Origin of the sequence: Neisseria sp. P0006.S009, from assembly GCF_051962915.1 — a bacterium.
Lineage (GTDB): Bacteria > Pseudomonadota > Gammaproteobacteria > Burkholderiales > Neisseriaceae > Neisseria > Neisseria subflava_E.
Genome location: NZ_JBQCUV010000003.1, coordinates 48987 through 67747 on the forward strand (window position 1 = coordinate 48987; position 18761 = coordinate 67747).

Annotated in this window: 16 protein-coding genes; 4 read left to right on the forward strand and 12 right to left on the reverse strand. The window is 52.1% G+C overall.

Annotated features, from left to right (window positions below):
* Positions 1 to 5: 5 nt before the first annotated feature.
* The 4 genes from katA to accB all read right to left on the reverse strand — a co-directional run bounded on the left by katA (position 6) and on the right by accB (position 3940).
* The gene (katA, locus tag ACTHTK_RS06310) at positions 6 to 1520 is read right to left on the reverse strand and encodes a catalase KatA (protein WP_440378515.1); all 1515 of its coding nucleotides are present in this window, start codon (positions 1518 to 1520) and stop codon (positions 6 to 8) included.
* A 304-nt stretch (positions 1521 to 1824) separates the two neighbouring features.
* Entirely contained in the window at positions 1825 to 3186 is a 1362-nt protein-coding gene (accC, locus tag ACTHTK_RS06315) for an acetyl-CoA carboxylase biotin carboxylase subunit (protein WP_049344322.1), read from the reverse strand.
* 29 nt (positions 3187 to 3215) lie between these two features.
* On the reverse strand, positions 3216 to 3407 hold the full coding sequence (locus ACTHTK_RS06320; RefSeq protein WP_003680299.1) for a YqaE/Pmp3 family membrane protein: 192 nt from the start codon (positions 3405 to 3407) through the stop codon (positions 3216 to 3218).
* Between the two features lie 71 nt (positions 3408 to 3478).
* Entirely contained in the window at positions 3479 to 3940 is a 462-nt protein-coding gene (gene accB, locus ACTHTK_RS06325; RefSeq protein ID WP_440378516.1) for an acetyl-CoA carboxylase biotin carboxyl carrier protein, read from the reverse strand.
* A 355-nt stretch (positions 3941 to 4295) separates the two neighbouring features.
* On the opposite strand from accB, the gene queA reads away from it, so the two are divergent.
* On the forward strand, positions 4296 to 5324 hold the full coding sequence (gene queA / locus ACTHTK_RS06330) for a tRNA preQ1(34) S-adenosylmethionine ribosyltransferase-isomerase QueA (RefSeq protein ID WP_440378517.1): 1029 nt from the start codon (positions 4296 to 4298) through the stop codon (positions 5322 to 5324).
* A 210-nt stretch (positions 5325 to 5534) separates the two neighbouring features.
* Here the strand turns inward: queA and gyrB are convergent, their stop codons facing one another.
* The 4 genes from gyrB to ACTHTK_RS06350 all read right to left on the reverse strand — a co-directional run bounded on the left by gyrB (position 5535) and on the right by ACTHTK_RS06350 (position 10311).
* Positions 5535 to 7925 (reverse strand): DNA topoisomerase (ATP-hydrolyzing) subunit B, encoded by a 2391-nt coding sequence (gene gyrB, locus ACTHTK_RS06335; RefSeq protein ID WP_107723999.1) that lies wholly within the window; start codon positions 7923 to 7925, stop codon positions 5535 to 5537.
* A 194-nt stretch (positions 7926 to 8119) separates the two neighbouring features.
* On the reverse strand, positions 8120 to 9007 hold the full coding sequence (gene prmA / locus ACTHTK_RS06340; RefSeq protein ID WP_004520996.1) for a 50S ribosomal protein L11 methyltransferase: 888 nt from the start codon (positions 9005 to 9007) through the stop codon (positions 8120 to 8122).
* Between the two features lie 89 nt (positions 9008 to 9096).
* On the reverse strand, positions 9097 to 9906 hold the full coding sequence (dapB, locus tag ACTHTK_RS06345) for a 4-hydroxy-tetrahydrodipicolinate reductase (protein WP_036492678.1): 810 nt from the start codon (positions 9904 to 9906) through the stop codon (positions 9097 to 9099).
* Between the two features lie 9 nt (positions 9907 to 9915).
* Positions 9916 to 10311 carry an outer membrane protein assembly factor BamE gene (locus ACTHTK_RS06350; RefSeq protein ID WP_036493273.1) on the reverse strand — a complete coding sequence of 132 codons (396 nt, stop codon included), beginning with the start codon at positions 10309 to 10311 and terminating at the stop codon, positions 9916 to 9918.
* A 151-nt stretch (positions 10312 to 10462) separates the two neighbouring features.
* Here ACTHTK_RS06350 and fur point away from each other — a divergent pair, with 151 nt between their 5' ends.
* From fur to dapD, 3 genes are all read left to right on the forward strand, one after another.
* Complete coding sequence (fur, locus tag ACTHTK_RS06355) at positions 10463 to 10960, forward strand: ferric iron uptake transcriptional regulator (protein WP_003682812.1); 498 nt, start codon at positions 10463 to 10465, stop codon at positions 10958 to 10960.
* A gap of 77 nt (positions 10961 to 11037) precedes the next feature.
* On the forward strand, positions 11038 to 11784 hold the full coding sequence (gene aat / locus ACTHTK_RS06360; RefSeq protein WP_107724166.1) for a leucyl/phenylalanyl-tRNA--protein transferase: 747 nt from the start codon (positions 11038 to 11040) through the stop codon (positions 11782 to 11784).
* Between the two features lie 262 nt (positions 11785 to 12046).
* Entirely contained in the window at positions 12047 to 12868 is an 822-nt protein-coding gene (gene dapD / locus ACTHTK_RS06365) for a 2,3,4,5-tetrahydropyridine-2,6-dicarboxylate N-succinyltransferase (RefSeq protein ID WP_003684212.1), read from the forward strand.
* 193 nt (positions 12869 to 13061) lie between these two features.
* Here dapD and ACTHTK_RS06370 read toward each other — a convergent pair whose 3' ends face one another.
* The 4 genes from ACTHTK_RS06370 to ACTHTK_RS06385 form a co-directional block, all read right to left on the reverse strand.
* Positions 13062 to 13856, reverse strand: a complete 795-nt coding sequence (locus ACTHTK_RS06370) for a glycosyltransferase family 8 protein (RefSeq protein ID WP_049333613.1) — start codon at positions 13854 to 13856, stop codon at positions 13062 to 13064.
* 38 nt (positions 13857 to 13894) lie between these two features.
* Positions 13895 to 15697, reverse strand: coding sequence for a DNA recombination protein RmuC (rmuC, locus tag ACTHTK_RS06375; RefSeq protein WP_107724000.1), 1803 nt, complete (start codon positions 15695 to 15697; stop codon positions 13895 to 13897).
* Positions 15698 to 16724: 1027 nt separating this feature from the next.
* On the reverse strand, positions 16725 to 18089 hold the full coding sequence (gene mnmE / locus ACTHTK_RS06380) for a tRNA uridine-5-carboxymethylaminomethyl(34) synthesis GTPase MnmE (protein ID WP_107724001.1): 1365 nt from the start codon (positions 18087 to 18089) through the stop codon (positions 16725 to 16727).
* A 112-nt stretch (positions 18090 to 18201) separates the two neighbouring features.
* Positions 18202 to 18741 carry a DUF924 family protein gene (locus tag ACTHTK_RS06385; RefSeq protein ID WP_004520918.1) on the reverse strand — a complete coding sequence of 180 codons (540 nt, stop codon included), beginning with the start codon at positions 18739 to 18741 and terminating at the stop codon, positions 18202 to 18204.
* Positions 18742 to 18761 lie beyond the last annotated feature (20 nt).

Sequence of the window (18761 nt, forward strand, 5' to 3'; positions counted from 1 at the left end):
CCTCCTTACAGTAAACCAGGTTGACCTAAAGCCGGGTCGTTGGCTCTTGCCGCTTGGGCATCTTCGACAGTCAGTCCAAGGGCTTTGGCTACGCCTTCGCCGTATGCCGGGTCGCAACGGTAGCAGTTGCGGATGTGGCGGTATTTGATGAAGTCGGGCGCGTCGCCCATGGCTGCGGCGGTATTGCCGAACAAAGCCTGTTTCTGCGCGTCGTTCATCAGGTTAAACAAGGCGCGCGGTTGGCTGAAGTAGTCGTCATCGTCTTGGCGGTAGTCCCAGTGCGCCGCGTCGCCGTTGATTTTCAAAGGTGGTTCGGCGAAGTCGGGCTGTTGCTGCCATTGGCCGAAGCTGTTGGGTTCGTAGTGCGGCAGGCTGCCGTAGTTGCCGTCGGCACGGCCTTGTCCGTCACGCTGGTTGCTGTGAACAGGACAACGCGGGCGGTTGACGGGAATTTGGCGGAAGTTTACGCCCAAACGGTAGCGCTGCGCATCAGCGTAATTGAACAAACGGGCTTGCAGCATTTTGTCGGGGCTGGCGCCGATACCGGGAACCAGGTTGCTCGGTGCGAAGGCGGATTGTTCCACATCGGCGAAGAAGTTTTCGGGATTGCGGTTTAACTCAAATTCGCCCACTTCAATCAGCGGATAGTCTTTTTTCGGCCAAACTTTGGTCAGGTCGAAAGGATGATAAGGCACTTTTTCCGCATCGGCTTCAGGCATAACTTGGATGTACATTGTCCATTTCGGAAACTCGCCGCGCTCGATGGCTTCGTACAGGTCGCGCTGATGGCTTTCGCGGTCGTCGGCGATGATTTTGGCGGCTTCTTCGTTGGTCAGGTTTTTAATGCCTTGCTGGCTGCGGAAATGGAATTTCACCCAGAAACGCTCGCCCGCTTCGTTCCAGAAGCTGTATGTATGCGAACCGAAGCCGTGCATATGGCGGTAGCTGGCAGGGATACCGCGGTCGCTCATGACGATGGTAACTTGGTGCAGGGCTTCGGGCAGCAGCGTCCATAAGTCCCAGTTGTTCGTAGCAGAGCGCATATTGGTGCGCGGGTCGCGTTTGACGGCTTTATTCAGGTCGGGGAATTTACGCGGGTCGCGTAGGAAGAACACGGGCGTGTTGTTGCCGACCATATCCCAGTTGCCTTCTTCGGTATAAAACTTCAACGCAAAGCCGCGGATGTCGCGTTCCGCATCGGCTGCGCCGCGCTCGCCTGCCACGGTGGTGAAACGGGCGAACATCTCGGTTTGCTTGCCGACTTCGCTGAAGATTTTGGCGCGGGTGTATTTTGTGATGTCGTGTGTCACGGTAAACGTACCGAACGCGCCCGAACCTTTGGCGTGCATACGGCGTTCGGGGATGACTTCGCGCACGAAGTCGGCAAGTTTTTCATTCAGCCACAAATCCTGCGCCAGCAACGGACCGCGCGGGCCTGCGGTCAGGCTATTTTGATTGTCGGCAACGGGCGCGCCGTTGTTCATGGTCAGGTGGGTAACTGGGCATTTGGAGATGGACATAGTTATTTCCTTTGTGAAATGGTCAGTGGTTTATAAAACGATTTGCCGGAAGGCATATTCGTAGCCGGTTTCTTGACATTCATAAATTTCTTGTATCGACATTTGTTTTTCCTTTTGCTTAAGCTATGAAAAGAACTATACAGAAAGGTTTTGACTATTGGAACTATGAAATCGATTTAGAATTAATATTAATAATCAGGAATTAAATTTCATTAGTTTTTATTAATGGTAAAGCTGTAAAAAAAGGCCGTCTGAAACTTTATTTTGCGTTTCAGACGGCCTTATTTTTAGTCAAAACAAAGGATTATTTATCCAGTTTGGCTTTGCGTTCTTCCAGCCAGTGTTCCAAGTAGTGGATGCTGACACCACCTTTTTGGAAACCTGGGTCGCTGAACAAGTCGCGGTGCAGCGGCGTATTGGTTTTGATGCCGGTAATCGCCAGCTCGGCAAGGGCTACGCGCATTTTTGCCATGGCTTGGTCGCGGTCTTTACCGACGACACAGATTTTGCCGATCAGGCTGTCGTAGTAAGGAGGGATGCGGTAGCCTTGGTAAATGTGGCTGTCGACGCGGATGCCGAAGCCGCCGGGCAGGTGGCAGCTTTCAATTAAGCCCGGGCTTGGAATGAAGTTGTACGGGTCTTCGGCATTGATACGGCACTCAAACGCGTGGCCTTCGACTTGAATGTCTTCCTGTTTGTATTGCAAAGGCAGGCCGGATGCGATGCGTAATTGCTCTTGGACGATGTCCACGCCGGTGATAAGTTCGGTAACCGGATGCTCAACTTGAACGCGTGTGTTCATCTCGATAAAGAAGAATTCGCCGTCTTCGTACAGGAATTCAAACGTACCTGCGCCGCGATAACCGATGCGTTTGCAAGCGTCGGCACAGGCTTTGCCGATTTTGGCACGTTCTTCTTCAGTGATGAACGGAGCCGGTGCTTCTTCGATGACTTTTTGGTGGCGGCGCTGCATGGAGCAGTCGCGCTCGGCGAGGTAGATGGCGTTGCCGTGTTCGTCGGCAATCACTTGAATTTCGACGTGGCGCGGACGTTGCAGGTAGCGTTCCATGTAAACCATCGGGTTACCGAATGCCGCACCTGCTTCGGCTTTAGTCATTTCGACAGACTGGAGGAGGTCTTCTTTTTTCTCGACGACGCGCATACCGCGACCGCCGCCGCCGCCAGAGGCTTTGATAATGACGGGATAACCGACTTTATCGGCGATTTTGAGGATTTCTTCGCCGTCGTCCGGCAATGCACCGTCAGAGCCGGGAACGCAAGGCACGCCGGCTTCAATCATGGCGTGTTTGGCGGATACTTTGTCGCCCATCAGACGGATGGTGTCGGCTTTAGGGCCGATGAAGACAAAGCCGGATTGTTCGACTTGTTCGGCAAAATTGGCGTTTTCGGCGAGGAAGCCGTAGCCGGGGTGGATGCCGTCGGCTTCGGTTACTTCGGCAGCAGCAATGAGGGCGGGAATGTTGAGGTAGCTTTGTGCAGATGCGGCAGGGCCGATGCACACGGATTCGTCGGCGAGTTTGACGTGTAGGCTGTCTTTGTCGGCTTCGGAATGGACGGCGACGGTGGCGATGCCCATTTCACGGCAGGCACGCAGGACGCGCAGGGCGATTTCGCCCCGGTTGGCGATCAATACTTTTTTCAGCATGATAATCTTTCCGGATGGTTCAGACGGCCTCAGCGGCCGCCTAATGCGTTGCGGATTTTTTGGTCGGTTTTGTATTGGCTCAAAGCGTAAACCGACCACATGGCTGCCGGTATCCAGCCAACCAGCGTACATTGCAGAATCAGACAGATGATGCCTGCAAATGGACGGCCGATGGTGAAAAACTGAAGCCATGGCAAGAAAATAGCCAAAATCAGACGCATGGTTTGTCCTTAATGAACAGAAAAAGGAATTTCAGACGGCCTTAAAGATAAAGGCCGTCTGAAAAAGCGGATTATTCAATGATGAAGAGCGGCTCGCCGTATTCGACCGGAGTACCGTTTTCAACCAGAATTTCTTTAACGACACCGGATTTCTCGGCTTCGATTTCGTTCATCAGCTTCATGGCTTCGATGATGCACAAAGTATCGCCTGCTTTGACTTGTTGGCCGACTTCGACGAAAGCGGCGGCGTTCGGGCCTGGGGCGCGGTAGAACGTACCGACCATAGGCGATTTTTGCGCGTTGGACAAATCGCGAGCGGCAGGGGCGGCGGCTGGAGCGGCTGCGGCCGGAGCAGCAGCAACAGGGGCGGCAACCGGAACGGCTGCGGCAGGTGCCGGAGCAGCATAAACAGGAGCTGCGGCGGCAGTGGTGCGCGTAATGCGGACTTTTTCTTCGCCTTCGGTAACTTCAATTTCTGCAATGCCTGATTCTTCGACCAAATCAATCAGTTTTTTTAATTTACGCAAATCCATTGCTTTTCCTTTTTAGCGCGGCATAAAGTGCATATTGGGTATGCGCCGCTGTGGTTTTAGATGATTTCCTGAGACGTCGGAAGGTAGGTTTGCCATCCGGCGTTTAAATAATGTCGGAACAGGGCGGAGCCTGAGAAATGAATCTGGTTATTTTCCCGAACTTGTCGGTAAATGTCCAGTAAAAGATAGAAAAAAGGCGTTTTTCGGCGAAAAAAGAAAGGAACGCTGATTTTTGTTAAAAAGTGATTTTTTCAAGAGCGTTTATTCTAATTTATTGGTTTTTCGACAAAACATGCCGTCTGAAAACCAACTTTGCGCGTATAATGGCGCCTGTTTTTTTTAAGTATGCACGATAATGGATATTTCCGATTTTGATTTTGAATTGCCCGAAAAACTGATTGCCCAGCATCCTCCGGAAGTGCGCGGCAGCAGCAGGCTTCTGGTTGCCTTGTCTACATTGCCGATTGAAGACAAACATTTCGGCGATTTACCCGATTATGTCGCTCCGGGCGATGTGCTGGTGTTTAACAATACCAAAGTGATGAAGGCACGCCTGTTCGGCCAAAAAGCCAGCGGTGGCAAAATCGAAGCCCTGATTGAGCGGGTATTGGACGCGCATACTGCATTGGCGCACATCCGCTCGTCCAAATCGCCGAAACCGGGTACAGAATTGATTTTTGAAGGCGATATCCGTGCCGTCATGATGGAGCGTGCGGAAGAATTGTTTTGCCTGAAATTTGAAGGCGAGCAAACCGTTTACGAACTTTTAGAGCAAAACGGCCATCTGCCCTTGCCGCCTTATATCGAACGCGCGGCCGATGATGAAGACGACAGCCGCTATCAGACCGTGTACGCCAAGTATCAAGGCGCAGTGGCCGCGCCGACGGCAGGCTTACACTTTACCGATGAATTGTTGGGTCGTCTGAAAGCCAAAGGCGTAGAAACCGCAGAAGTGACCCTGCACGTCGGTGCCGGCACATTCCAACCCGTGCGCGTCGATAAAATTGAAGAACACAAAATGCACAGCGAGTGGTTTGACGTACCGGTCGAGACTGTTGCCGCCGTTGAGGCTGCCAAAGCGCGCGGCAATAAGGTGTGGGCTGTGGGCACAACCTCCATGCGCGCCTTGGAATCTGCCGCACGCGAAACAGGCCGTCTGAAATCCGGTCGCGGCGATACCGATATTTTTATTACGCCGGGTTACCGCTTCAATGTTGCCGACCGCTTGATTACCAACTTCCACCTGCCCAAATCAACCTTGCTGATGCTCGTCAGTGCGTTTTCGGGCATGGAGCATATCCGCAGCGTTTACCGTCATGCGGTGGAACAGGAATACCGCTTTTTCAGCTATGGCGATGCGATGATTTTGGGGAAAGCGGAATAAATCGGAAACGGATTGGAGCGTTTCAAACAGAGGTTATTTGGGTTGTCCCGAATCTGAATCAGTTTGAACGCTCTACTAAAATACGCGAATTAAAATAAATTATTGAAGTAAACACGCGAAGTTATTGGAATTTGAGTTGTAAGAAATAAAGCACAAAACAAAAAGGCCGTCTGAAAATCGTTTTTCAGACGGCCTTTTATCTTTCCATGCTTAGGCGTCGATGTTTTGCGCCAGCAGGGCGTTGTTTTCGATGAAGGCGCGGCGCGGTTCAACTTCGTCGCCCATCAGGGTAACGAACACTTCGTCGGCGGCGATGGCGTCTTCGATGCGGACTTTCAGAAGGCGGCGGACGGTAGGATCCATCGTGGTTTCCCAAAGTTGTTCCGGGTTCATCTCGCCCAAGCCTTTGTATCGTTGGATGGACATGCCTTTTTGGGCAACGCTCATCAAGATGTCCAAAGCGCCTTCAAAGTTGTCGATGTCGTATTCGTTGTCGCCTTTGTAGAGCTTCGCCCCTTTGCCGACCATGCCTTTGAGTGCGGCGGCGGTTTGGGTAAGGGTTTGGTAGGCTTTGCTGTTGAGGAACTTAGGCTCAAGGTAGCTCACCATCACATTGCCGTGCAGCTTGCGTGTGATTTTGATGAACTGGTGTCCTTCGTGGCCTTCGATGCGTTCGAGCGCGACTTCTTTTTCGTCCAAGAGGCCGCTCAATTCGGCAACTGCGCGGTCTGCACTTTCTGCCGTGCTGAGATCGACCGGCGAAGCATGCAACATGGCATGCAGGACGAGTTCGTCAATGATGCGGCTTTCTTGCTCGATGACGGTTTTGGCCAACAGGAATTGTTTGGCAGTATTGGCAAGCTCTTCGCCTTCGATGGTGCGGCCGTCTGAAACGATTTTGGCTTTTTCCAAGGCCAAACCGAGCAGCCATTGGTCTTTTTCCAGTTCGTCTTTGAGATAGCGCTCTTGTTTGCCGTATTTGGCTTTGTACAAAGGCGGCTGGGCAATGTAGATGTAGCCGCGTTCGACCAGCTCGGGCATTTGGCGGTAGAAGAAGGTCAGGAGCAGGGTGCGGATGTGCGCGCCATCCACGTCGGCATCGGTCATGATGATGATGCGGTGGTAGCGCAGTTTTTCGGCATTGAATTCTTCTTTGCCGATGCCCGCGCCCAAAGCGGTAATCAGCGTGGCGACTTCTTGGCTGGCCAGCATTTTTTCAAAACGTGCTTTTTCGACGTTCAAAATTTTACCTTTGAGCGGCAAAATCGCTTGGAATTTGCGGTCGCGGCCCTGCATGGCGGAACCGCCTGCGGAGTCTCCCTCGACGAGGTAGAGTTCGGACAGGGCAGGGTCTTTTTCTTGGCAGTCAGCCAGTTTGCCCGGTAGACCCAAACCGTCCATCACGCCTTTGCGGCGGGTAATTTCGCGGGCTTTGCGGGCGGCTTCGCGCGCGCGCGCGGCATCGACGATTTTGCTGGTGATAATTTTGGCTTCGGTTGGGTTTTCTTCAAGGAAGTCGGTCAGGGCTTGGTTGATGACTTCATTGACAACGGGGCCGATTTCGCTAGAAACCAGTTTGTCTTTGGTTTGCGATGAGAATTTCGGATCGGGCAGTTTGACGGACAAAACGCAGGTCAGGCCTTCACGCATATCGTCGCCGGCGGTTTCCACTTTGGCTTTTTTAGCCACTTCGTTGGCTTCGATATAGTTGTTGATGGTGCGGGTCATCACTTGGCGCAGCGCGGTCAGATGGGTGCCACCGTCGCGTTGCGGAATGTTGTTGGTGAAACATTGCACGCTTTCTTGGTAGCTGTCGTTCCATTGCATCGCGCATTCGACGCTCATGCCGTCTTTTTCGCCGAATGCGTAGAAGATTTTTTCGTGCAACGGCGTTTTTTTGCGGTTCATGTATTGCACGAAGCCGGCCACGCCGCCGGAGAGGGCGAAGCTTTCGTGTCTACCGTCGCGTTCGTCGATCAGCTCGATGTCTACGCCGTTATTCAGGAAGGAGAGTTCGCGGATACGTTTGGCGAGGGTGTCGAAGCTGTATTCGACATTGCCGAAGGTTTCGCTGCTGGCGAGGAAGCGTACGGTTGTGCCTTTTTTGTCGGAATCGCCGACGACCTTCAACGGCTCTTCGGTTTCGCCGCGCACGAAGCGGACGAAGTGTTCTTTACCGTCGCGGTAGATGGTCAGCGTTACCCAGTCGGATAGCGCGTTGACGACGGATACGCCCACGCCGTGCAAGCCGCCGGAGATTTTGTAGCTGTTGTTGTCGAATTTGCCGCCTGCGTGCAAGACGGTCATGATGACTTCGGCGGCGGAGCGGCCTTCTTTCGGATGGATGCCGGTCGGCATACCGCGGCCGTTGTCGGCCACGCTGACGGAATTGTCGGCATGGATGGTTACGGTGATTTTGTCGCAATGTCCGGCGAGCGCTTCGTCAATGGCGTTGTCGAGCACCTCGAACACCATGTGGTGCAGGCCACTGCCGTCCTGCGTGTCGCCGATATACATACCGGGGCGTTTGCGTACCGCTTCCAAGCCTTCCAGCACTTGTATGCTGTCGGCGCCGTATTCTTCGTGTTTTTGGTCAGTCATGGTCTTTTCTTGCTGAATTTCAAGGAATTTTTCCGTGCGCGCAATGAAATGTCAAACGGGCGCAGCGGATGTGTTCCGAAAGGTCAAAATAATAGGCAATTATACCTGATTTTGCTGGAATATTCAGCGTTTTAAGTACAAAAAGGCCGTCTGAAAGATTAAATTTCAGACGGCCTTTGTATCGGAAAACAGGTTTAGCGTTTGACGCCACTCAATCGCGCCCAGCCTTCTTCGATTTCGGCAGGTTCGATGTCGAACCATTGGCTGTAAATGCCGCTGAGTTCTTCGACTTGTTCGTCCAAAAGGCCGGACAAGACAATGCGGCCACCTTGTTTGGTGCGTGCGGCAAGCATTTCGCCGAGCATACGCAGCGGGTTGGCCAGAATGTTGGCGACAACGACATCAAATTGACCTTGTGGCAGGCCGTCCGGCAGGTAGAACTGCGCGTCGACGTTGTTTTGCGCGGCATTGTCTTTGCTGGCGCGGATGGCTTGTTCGTCAATGTCTACGCCGATGGCGGAGCCTGCACCGAGTTTGAGGGCGGCAATGGCCAAAATGCCTGAGCCGCAGCCGTAGTCCAATACGCTTTCGCCGCCTTTGAGCTGCGTGTCCAGCCATTTGAGGCAGAGACGTGTGGTCGGATGGCTGCCTGTGCCGAAGGCAAGACCCGGGTCGAGTTGCAGGTTGACGGCGTTGCCGTCGGGCGCTTCGTGCCAAGACGGGGTAATCCATAGGCGGTCGGAAATTTGAATCGGGTCGAATTGCGCTTGGGTCAGGCGTACCCAGTCTTGATCTTCAAGGATTTCGCCGGTGTATTTCAAATCGTTCAAACCGCATTCCTGCGCGGCGGCTTCGATAATGGAAGCGGCATCGTCGCTTTCGCCGAAAAGGGCGATGACTTTGCTTTGTTGCCAGATTTGTTCGGTCGGCATGCCCGGCTCGCCGAAAATGGCCTGCTCGTTTTCTGTACCGGCGTAGGCATCTTCAATGGCGGCGGACAATGCGCCGTGTTCCATCAGCGCGTCGGCAAGGCGTTCGGCGACGGCATCGTTGACGTTGATGGTGATTTGTTGATAGGACATGGTGGGGCTTTCTTTTTAATAAGGCCGTCTGAAAATCGACGTTGTGCTTTCAGACGGCCTTGTCAGGGATGAAACCTGATGATGCGGGTTTATCGGTTTTTCAAACCCAGTACGTCTTGCATATCGTACAGGCCTTTTTTGCCGTTTGCCCAAACTGCGGCGCGTACGGCACCGGCGGCAAAGGTCATGCGGCTGCTGGCTTTGTGGGTGATTTCCACGCGCTCACCGTCGGTGGCGAAGAGGGCGGTGTGGTCGCCGACGATGTCGCCTGCGCGGACGGTGGCAAAACCGATGGTGGACGGATCGCGCGGGCCGGTGTGGCCTTCGCGGCCGTAAACGGCGCATTCTTTGAGGTCGCGGCCGAGGGCGTCGGCGATGACTTCACCCATACGCAATGCGGTACCGCTTGGAGCATCGACTTTGTGGCGGTGGTGGCCTTCGATGATTTCGATGTCGTAGCCTTCGTTTAACACGCGGGCGACGGTGTCGAGGATGTGGAAGGTGAGGTTGACGCCGACGCTGAAGTTGGCGGCGAAAACAACGCCTATTTTTTCGCCTGCGGCTTGGATGGCGGCTTTGCCTGCGTCGTCAAAACCGGTGGTGCCGATGATGATGTTGACGCCTTTTTCCACGCATTTTTGCAGGTGTTTCAGGGTTGGCTCGGGGCGGGTAAAGTCGATGAGGACATCGCTTTGAGCCAGTACGGCATCCACGTCGTCTGAAATGGCGACGCCGGTTTTGAGGCCGGAGGCGAAGCCTGCATCCAAACCCAATACTTCCGAACCGGAATGCTCGAGTGCGCCGGAGAGGACGGTGTCGGGATGGTTGTTGACGGCTTCAACCAAAACGCGGCCCATGCGGCCGTTGACGCCGGCGATGGCGATTTTCAATGCGCTCATGGGGCTTCCTTATTGCGGCTTGGTTTCGGTAGTCGGAACGATGTTTTGTTCGGCTTGAACCGCTTCGATGGATTTTTGAATGGCATCGCCTTCGGCGCGTGCGAGGACGTCGTTTTCAAAGTACAGGGTCAGGTTGCTTTGTTCTTTGATGATGCCGTTGCGGCTGGTATTGAAAGTGTAATCCCAGCGGTCGGCATGGAAGGCGTCGCGCAGGAGCGGCGTACCGAGCAGCAGTTGGACTTGGTCGCGGGTCATACCTTGGCGCAGGGAAACCACGGCGCGAGGATTGAGCTCGTTACCTTGAATGATTTTAAGTTTGTAGGATGGAAAGTTGGATACGCGCTCGGCACTGCATGAGGCCAGACCTAAAATAGCGGCGATGGCAAGGCATAAGGCTTTATTCACGGGCTTACCTTTCTGTGTCATTTCGGGAAAGATGTTTATCATCGCTTGAATATTTTTAAAAAGCAAACGATAATCATCTTCTTAATTTTTCTTTTCGCCGATTTTCAATTGCAAGACCGGCGGCAGATTGCCGTCCTTTAACGGCCCAATAGTGGGCAAACGGGCGGAAAGTGCGTATTATAACGGTTATTACCTTACAGGGATATTGAATATTATGGAAAAATTCAGCAACATTGCGCAATTGAAAGACAGTGGTTTGAAAGTTACGGGTCCACGTTTGAAAATTTTGGACTTGTTTGAAACTCATGCCGAGGAGCATTTGAGTGCGGAAGATGTGTACCGTATCCTGTTGGAAGAGGGCGTGGAAATCGGCGTGGCGACGATTTACCGTGTGTTGACCCAGTTTGAACAGGCCGGCATTTTGCAACGCCACCACTTTGAAACCGGCAAAGCGGTTTACGAATTGGACAAAGGCGATCACCACGACCACATCGTTTGCGTGAAATGCGGCGAAGTAACCGAATTCCACAATCCGGAAATCGAAGCGCTGCAAGACAAAATCGCTGAAGAAAACGGTTACCGTATCGTTGACCACGCGCTGTATATGTACGGCGTATGCGGCGAATGCCAAACCAAAACCAAACGTTAATCAGTTTGTATGTTGATTTTTCAGACGGCCTTGGGCATTTTCAGCCTGAGGCCGTCTGAAACTTTATGGGCTTTACGATGAAGATTCCTTTTCTTGCGCCACGGGATTATCGTTTCCCCGACCTGTCTTACGCTTTGGCAGAATGCGACGGCTTGGTCGGCATCAGCGGCGATTTGGATACGGGGCGGCTGTTGTCGGCGTATGGGCAGGGGATTTTTCCGTGGTTTAGCCGCGACGGTTGGTTTTTCTGGTATGCGGTTGCGCCGCGGGCCGTGATTGTGCCGGAAAGCCTGCATATAGGCCGTTCGCTCGCCAAAACTTTGCGTCACAAGCCGTATCGGGTAACGGTCAACCGCTGTTTTGAAAAAGTGATTGCCCATTGCGCCAATGTGCCGCGTCCGGAACAGGACGGAACGTGGATAGAACCAGCGTTTCAGACGGCCTATTTGAAGCTGCACCATCAGGGGCATGCGCATTCGTTTGAATGCTGGCTGCCGGACGAACAAGGCGAAATGCAGTTGGCAGGCGGGTTTTACGGCGTGCAAATCGGCTGCGTATTTTATGGTGAATCGATGTTTGCCTTGCGTCCCGATGCGTCAAAGGTTGCGTTTGCCTGCGCCGTACCGTTTCTGGAGGATTTGGGCGTTGCACTGATAGACTGTCAGCAGGATACGGAACATATGCGCCGTTTTGGTTCGCAGTTGATGGATTTTGCCGACTTTCAGACGGCCTTGAAGGATTTGAACGCGAAACCGTTAAAGCGGAATATCGAATGCGGCGTGGTGGCTGAAAATCTTCTGCAAAAGATTGGCGGCGAAGATTGATTTATCGGCACGGCGTGTCGGCAGCATCGACAGTCTGCATATTGTGATTGGGAAACCGATTGGAAAATAAATGCGATTCCATTCACTTGAACAGGCCGTCTGAAAATCTTGGCTTAGCCGAAATCCGGCCGTGTAACGCTCGGCGCTAATCATGTTAATAGCTGACGAAATCGCTTTTACATGGCAAAATAACGAGTTAAATATTTGTAATAGGGTGGCCTGAATAGGTTTCAGACGGCCCTGATCTCTTGAAGGAATCAACATGTCTTTGCAAAACATCATTGAAACGGCTTTTGAAAACCGTGCCGAAATCAATCCGAATACTGTTACCCCCGAAGTGCGTGAAGCGGTTTTGGAAACCATCCGCCAACTCGACTCCGGCAAACTGCGCGTTGCCGAGCGTTTGGGCGTGGGCGAATGGAAAGTCAACGAATGGGCGAAAAAAGCCGTGTTGCTGTCTTTCCGCATTCAGGACAATGAAATTCTCAACGACGGTGTGAACAAATACTTCGACAAAGTGCCGACTAAATTTGCCGATTGGTCTGAAGACGAATTCCGCAGCGCAGGTTTCCGCGCAGTTCCGGGTGCGGTTGCCCGCCGCGGCAGCTTTGTGGCGAAAAATGTCGTGTTGATGCCTTCTTATGTCAATATCGGCGCATACGTTGACGAAGGTGCGATGGTCGATACTTGGGCAACTGTCGGCTCTTGCGCGCAAATCGGTAAAAACGTGCACTTGAGCGGCGGCGTCGGCATCGGCGGCGTACTCGAGCCTCTGCAAGCCAGCCCGACCATTATTGAAGACAACTGCTTCATCGGCGCGCGTTCTGAAATTGTTGAAGGCGTGATTGTCGAAGAAGGCAGCGTGATTTCTATGGGCGTGTTCATCGGTCAATCCACCAAAATCTTTGACCGTACTACCGGCGAAATCTATCAAGGCCGCGTACCGGCAGGTTCGGTTGTTGTATCCGGCAGCATGCCTTCCAAAGACGGCAGCCACAGCCTCTACTGTGCGGTTATCGTCAAACGCGTGGATGCGCAAACCCGTGCGAAAACCAGCGTGAATGAATTGTTGCGCGGTATCTAATCGGATAACGATGACGCCGACTGAGGGTGGGTGGCAAAGCCTGCCTTACGGTCGGGTGTGAACACAAAACAGGCAGAATATTCTGCCTGTTTTTTTATGGTTTAAAGGCCGTCTGAAACGATTTCAGACGGCCTTTTGTTTTTGATGACGGGTTGTTTAAGATAATCGAAGGAGAGGGGTTCTTTGCCTGAAATTACGCTTTCGGCCAGTCGGCGCAATAGTATTGCCAATAGACTTCGATAAAAGGAATCTCGCCGTAATCGCACAGCCACGGTTTGGCGCGTGTGGTGTAGTGGATAACGGGCGGAACGGTGTCGGGTTTGGGGAATACTTCGCCGAGGTCTCGTTTTTGGAAGTATTCGACTGCGCCGGTCTGGAAGTTCCAAGATTCTTCTAGTTGCAGCCAGTTTTTTTGAAATACGGTGTTTAGAAAGCATTGGTCGCCGTAGGGTACGGCTTCGTTGAGACAGGAAGCGGTTTTCAGAAGTTGCTCCGCGATATTGTGTTCACGCCATTGCACCAAGTCGGCCAACAGCATGCCTGAATTGAAATAGGGTGTGGTGTGTAGGTCGATAGGATGTTTCCATTCGGTGCGCGCCAAAACGGAATCTTGTACCGCTGCAACGGGATATCCGCGCATATCGAGGTTGAACAAATCGTGCAGGGATTGGGTAACCACCATATCGCTGTCGAGATACAGGGCGCGGTCGACGGGCAGGTGCTGCATCATCAGGCGGAAAAATGCGGCATCCGAAATATGGGACAGGCGGCGATATTGGCTGAAGTCCATTTCGATTTTGACATCATTCAGACGGCTGCCGCTGGCGGCGAGTTTTTGGTTGGTATAGTTGATCCATTCCTTCCTGAAGGTGTTGTGCATAAGGTAGAAATTGACACCTGTATTGTGCGTACAGATGGACTTCATCAGGGTATGGACTTGTTCGGCATAGCCGGTATCGGCGGCAAGGACGATGGTAATGTTGCTCATTGGTTAAATTCCCTTTATTTGCAATGTTTTAAATTTTGTCAGTCATTTTCTTGGTCTTGTGCAGTTGGTAAAGCGGCATGGTCTTCGGTTTCCGACACGGCCTTTTCTACTAAATCCCGTTGCAGTTGTTTGCCGGCTTTGATGCCCAATTTGCGTAGTTTTTCGGTGCTGCTGATGAGGTTGCCCCTGCCGGAAACCAAGCGGCCGTAGGCCGTCTGAAACTGGGATTGTGCCTGGCTGAGCGCTTTATTGATGCCATCCATGCTTTCGACAAAGCCGACAAATTTGTCATAGAGTTTGCTGCCTGCTTCGGCAATCGCCAGTGCGTTTTGGTTTTGCTGCTCGTTGCGCCAGATGTTGGCAACGGTGCGCAGGGTGGCGAGCAGGGTGCTGGGGCCGGTCAGCATGATGCGTTTGTCGAAACACTCTTGGAAGAGGTTTGGATCGTGTTGCAGGGCGAGGAGGTAGGCCGGTTCGACAGGGACGAACATAAAGACGAAGTCCAGCGTTTTGACGCCCTCAAGGTCGGTGTAGTCTTTTGCTGCCAAGCTTTTGATATGGGCGCGGATGCTGGCGACGTGGTTGGCAAGCTCGCGTTCTGCTTCTGCGCCGGTGCTTTGCGTATAGCGGACGTAGGCAGTCAGCGATACTTTGGAGTCGATGACGATTTGTTTGTTGTCGGGCAGATTGATAAGGACGTCGGGCTGGAGGCGGCGTTGGGTGCCGTCTGCTTCGTGGCGGACGCTGGAAGCTTGAACGATGTATTCGCGGCCTTTTTGCAGACCGGAATTTTCCAATACGCTTTCCAAAATCATCTCGCCCCAGTTGCCTTGGGTTTTGTTTTGCGTGCCGGTCAGCGCAGTGGTCAGCGCTTTGGCATCGTGGTGGAGCTGGGTGTTGAGGGTTTGCAGGCGTTTGAGCTCGTTTTCGATGGTCAGGCGTTCTTTGGCTTCTTTTTCATAAGTCTGCTGAACCAGCTCGCTGAAGCCGTGGATGCGTTCGTTGAGCGGATTGAGCAGTTGTTGGAGATGGTCGTGGTTTTGTTCGGTAAAGCGGCGGCTTTTCTCTTCCAAAATAGTGTTGGCGAGGTTTTGGAACTGGTCGCTCAGGTTTTTACGTGCATCTGCCAATAGAGCCAATTTTTCTTCAGCAGCCTGACGGTCTTTTTCCGATTGGGTGTTGAGACGCTCGTTTTGGACTTGAAGCGCGTGGTTTTGCTCCAAAAGGGCGGCGTATTCTTGTTTCAGACGGCCTTTTTCAGCTTCCTGTTGCTGTAAAAGGCTGTTTTTGCCGTCGATATTGGCTTTTTCTTGAGTCAGTTGTGTGGAGAGGCGCTCGTTTTGGACTTGCAGCGCATGGTTTTGCTCTAACAGCGTGTCGTAGTCTTGTTTCAGACGGCCTTTTTCCGTTTCCTGCTGTTGTAAAAGTGTATTTTTATCCGCACTCAATGCCTGTTCTTGAGCCAGTTGCGTGTTTAGGCGTTCGTTGTTGATTTGCAGGTTTTGCGCACTTTGCTGCCATTTTGCACATTCGTGTTTTAAAGCTTCGGCTTCGGCCTCGCAATCTTGCAGATAGGCAATCTGTTTTTCGGCTGCGGCAAAGCGGTTGCCCGTCTCCTGCAATTCGTCTTGCAATTCCTGCACGGTATGGCGGCTTTGCGCCAAGTCCGCCGCAGTTTGAGCCTGCACCTGTTCGGCAAACTCATGTAGGCGGCGACTTTCGGCCAATTCTTGCAAAACAATAAAGTGTCGGCTTTGGGCTTGGTAGCGTGTTATCAGCCAAGCAAACAGCGCGCCGATAAAAAATGCGGCCGCGCCGGTCAGAATTAAGGTGTTGTTCATGCTGGAAATAGTCAATACGCAGAATGTTTCACTATATCATATATTTGTAGCGCATTTTATGGTCGGATATACGCTAGAAACGTGTGTTTTCTTTAAAAGAAGCTATCAAAGGTATTGGTTTTGACTAATTGAACATTTAGGTTGTGAAAAAGATAAATTTGTAACATTTTGAATTTAAAAATATATTTAATTTAGAGTGCAATTTTGCAACAAAAAAGGAGGGATTTTATGGGCGCAGAAAGATACGTTTGTAGTGTGTATGTAATTAAGACATCGGTGTCATTGAGAAAGACATCGGTGTCATTTTCAAAACAAAATATAAATTAACTAAAATCTTCATTATGTATATTTTTAGTATTTTATCTTTACGTAAAAGTTGTATTAATTAATGATTAACACAGTATGATTCGTCCTGTCGGCAGCGCAGATGCCGGCGAAAAAATGTGTATGTTGTTAAATAACATTTTGTATCTATGAAAAAGGACTACTTAAAATGGGACATTTAATAACGCTTTCTGCCGCTTCTTTAATCGGTATGTCCGGAATATCAGCTTCTGCCATCGGCATCTCCCGTAATATCGAAACGGTAGTACACAAATAATTCAATCATAAACGAATTAATTACAATACTTCAGAAAACGCAACTTAGGCCGTTTTTCGGCCGACAGACAAGAAAGTGAGATAAACAATGAAAACTTTAATCAAACTGGCAGCAGCCTCTTTAATCGGTATGTCCGGCCTGACCGTCGGCGCAACCAATATCGCCCACAATATGGCTGATGCCGCCAAATAAAAAATACACAACACACCCTTAAATACACAGAAAAGAGTTAAAATGAAAACATTAATTAAATTGGCCGCAGCTTCTTTGATCGGCATGTCCGGTTTGACAGTTGGTGCGACCAAAATCGCAAAAAATATGGCAGAAGCTGCCAATAAATAAACGCAAGTGAAATTAAGCTTGTTTTGGTGATAAAAAAGGCCGTCTGAACATTCAGACGGCCTTTGTATTTGATGGCAAACCGTTTTATTTGCCGATACAGAAGCGCGAGAAAATCACGCCCAGCAAATCGTCGGCGGTAAATTCGCCGGTGATTTCGCTGCAGGCGTTTTGGGCGAGGCGCAGGTGTTCAGCGAAAAGCTCGATTTGGTTGTTGTCGCAGAGGGCGGCGTTTTCCAGCTCGGCTTCGGCTTCGTGCAAGGCGTTGAGGTGGCGGCTGCGGGCGAGGAACAGGCTTTCGCTTTCGCCCTGCCAGCCAACTTCCTGCAATAGGGCGTGTTTGAGCAAATCGAGACCAGCGCCGGTTTTGGCAGACAGGCTGATAACGCTTTCCGCGCCGGTTTGCGCAAGGCCGTCTGAACGGACGGCGACAGGTTCGCCGGTCAGGTCGGCTTTGTTGTGGATTTCGATTTTTTTCAAACCTTCGGGCAGGCTGTTCAAAATGGCTTGGGTTTTGGCGTTCACGCCTTCGCGCGGGTCAATCAGAATCAGGGCGACATCGGCTTCGGAGACGGCTTTTCGGCTGCGCTCGATGCCGATTTGTTCGACCACGTCGTCGGTTTCGCGCAGGCCGGCAGTGTCGATGATGTGAACGGGTACGCCGTCGAGGGTAATTTGTTCGCGCACGGTGTCGCGGGTGGTGCCGGCGATGTCGGTTACGATGGCGATGTCGTCGCCCGCCAAGGCGTTGAGCAGGCTGGATTTGCCGACGTTGGGCGCACCGACGAGGACGACGTTCATGCCTTCGCGCAAAATCGCGCCTTGTTCCGCACTGGCAAGCACGGTTTTCAGACGGCCTTGCAGGGCTTGGAGCTTGCCGCGCGCGTCGGCGGCTTCGAGAAAGTCGATGTCTTCTTCGGGGAAGTCGAGCGTGGCTTCAACCAGCATCCGCAAAGTAATAAGGTCGTCCACCAGCTCGTGTATGTGTCGGGAAAACGCGCCTTTGAGCGAACGCAACGCCATGCGTGCGGCGGACTTGCTGGAGGCATCGATGAGGTCGGCGACGCTTTCGGCTTGGGCAAGGTCGAGTTTGTTGTTGAGGAAGGCGCGTTTGGTAAATTCGCCCGGCTCCGCCATGCGCGCGCCCAGTTCGAGGCAGCGCGAGAGCAACATGTCCATCACGACAGGGCCGCCGTGCCCCTGCAATTCAATCACGTCTTCGCCGGTAAAGCTGGCGGGAGCGGCGAAGTAGAGCAGGATGCCGTTGTCTATCGGCTGTCCGTCGCCGCCGAGAAAGTCGGTGTAAAGCGCGGTGCGCGGTTTGGGCGTTTTGCCGCCGCTGAGGGTTTGCGCCAAAGGCAGCAGGTTTTTGCCGGAAAGACGGATCACGCCGACGCCGCCACGTCCGGGTGCGGTGGCGATGGCGGCGATGGTGGGTTGGGTTACGGACATGGTTGGCTCGTATCTGGAATTTAATAGACGGTATTATATAGTGATTTCACGATGATGCAGGCCGTCTGAAAACCTTGATTTCGGTTTCAGACGGCCTTTGACTTTGATGGAATTAAAATGATGAACCTTCCTGCTTCAGAAATTCTGCTTCTTCTTCCGTGGTTTTACGCCCCAATACGGCGTTACGGTGCGGATAGCGTCCGAAGTGGTCGATGATGACTTTGTGTTTGATTTCAAAGGCCAATGCGTTTTCATTGGTATAGCGTTCAAACAGCGGTACGGCTTGTTCATGGATAACTTGGCTTTCGCTGTGCATCAACGGCATCAGCATGAAATGGCGTTCATGCGGAAGGAGGTCGGCGAAGCCGGGTTGGCGAACGGCTTCTTGGGCAAGAATGAGTGCAGCAGTATCTTGGGCAAACGCTTGAGGGCTGTCGCGGAACAGATTGCGCGAGAATTGGTCAAGAATAATGATTTCGGCGAGCCTGCCTTGCAGAGTATCGCGCCAGTGTGAAAGTTCGCCGCGAGCTGCCTGCTGCCAGATATCGAAAAATTGAGCGCGAATTTGGGCATCGAATCCATTGTTGCGGGCAAATTGGAAAGGGTGGTTTTCTTCGGTAAACCAGAAATCTAAGACAGTTTGAGGTGTCATGAAAACTCCTTGAAATAGAG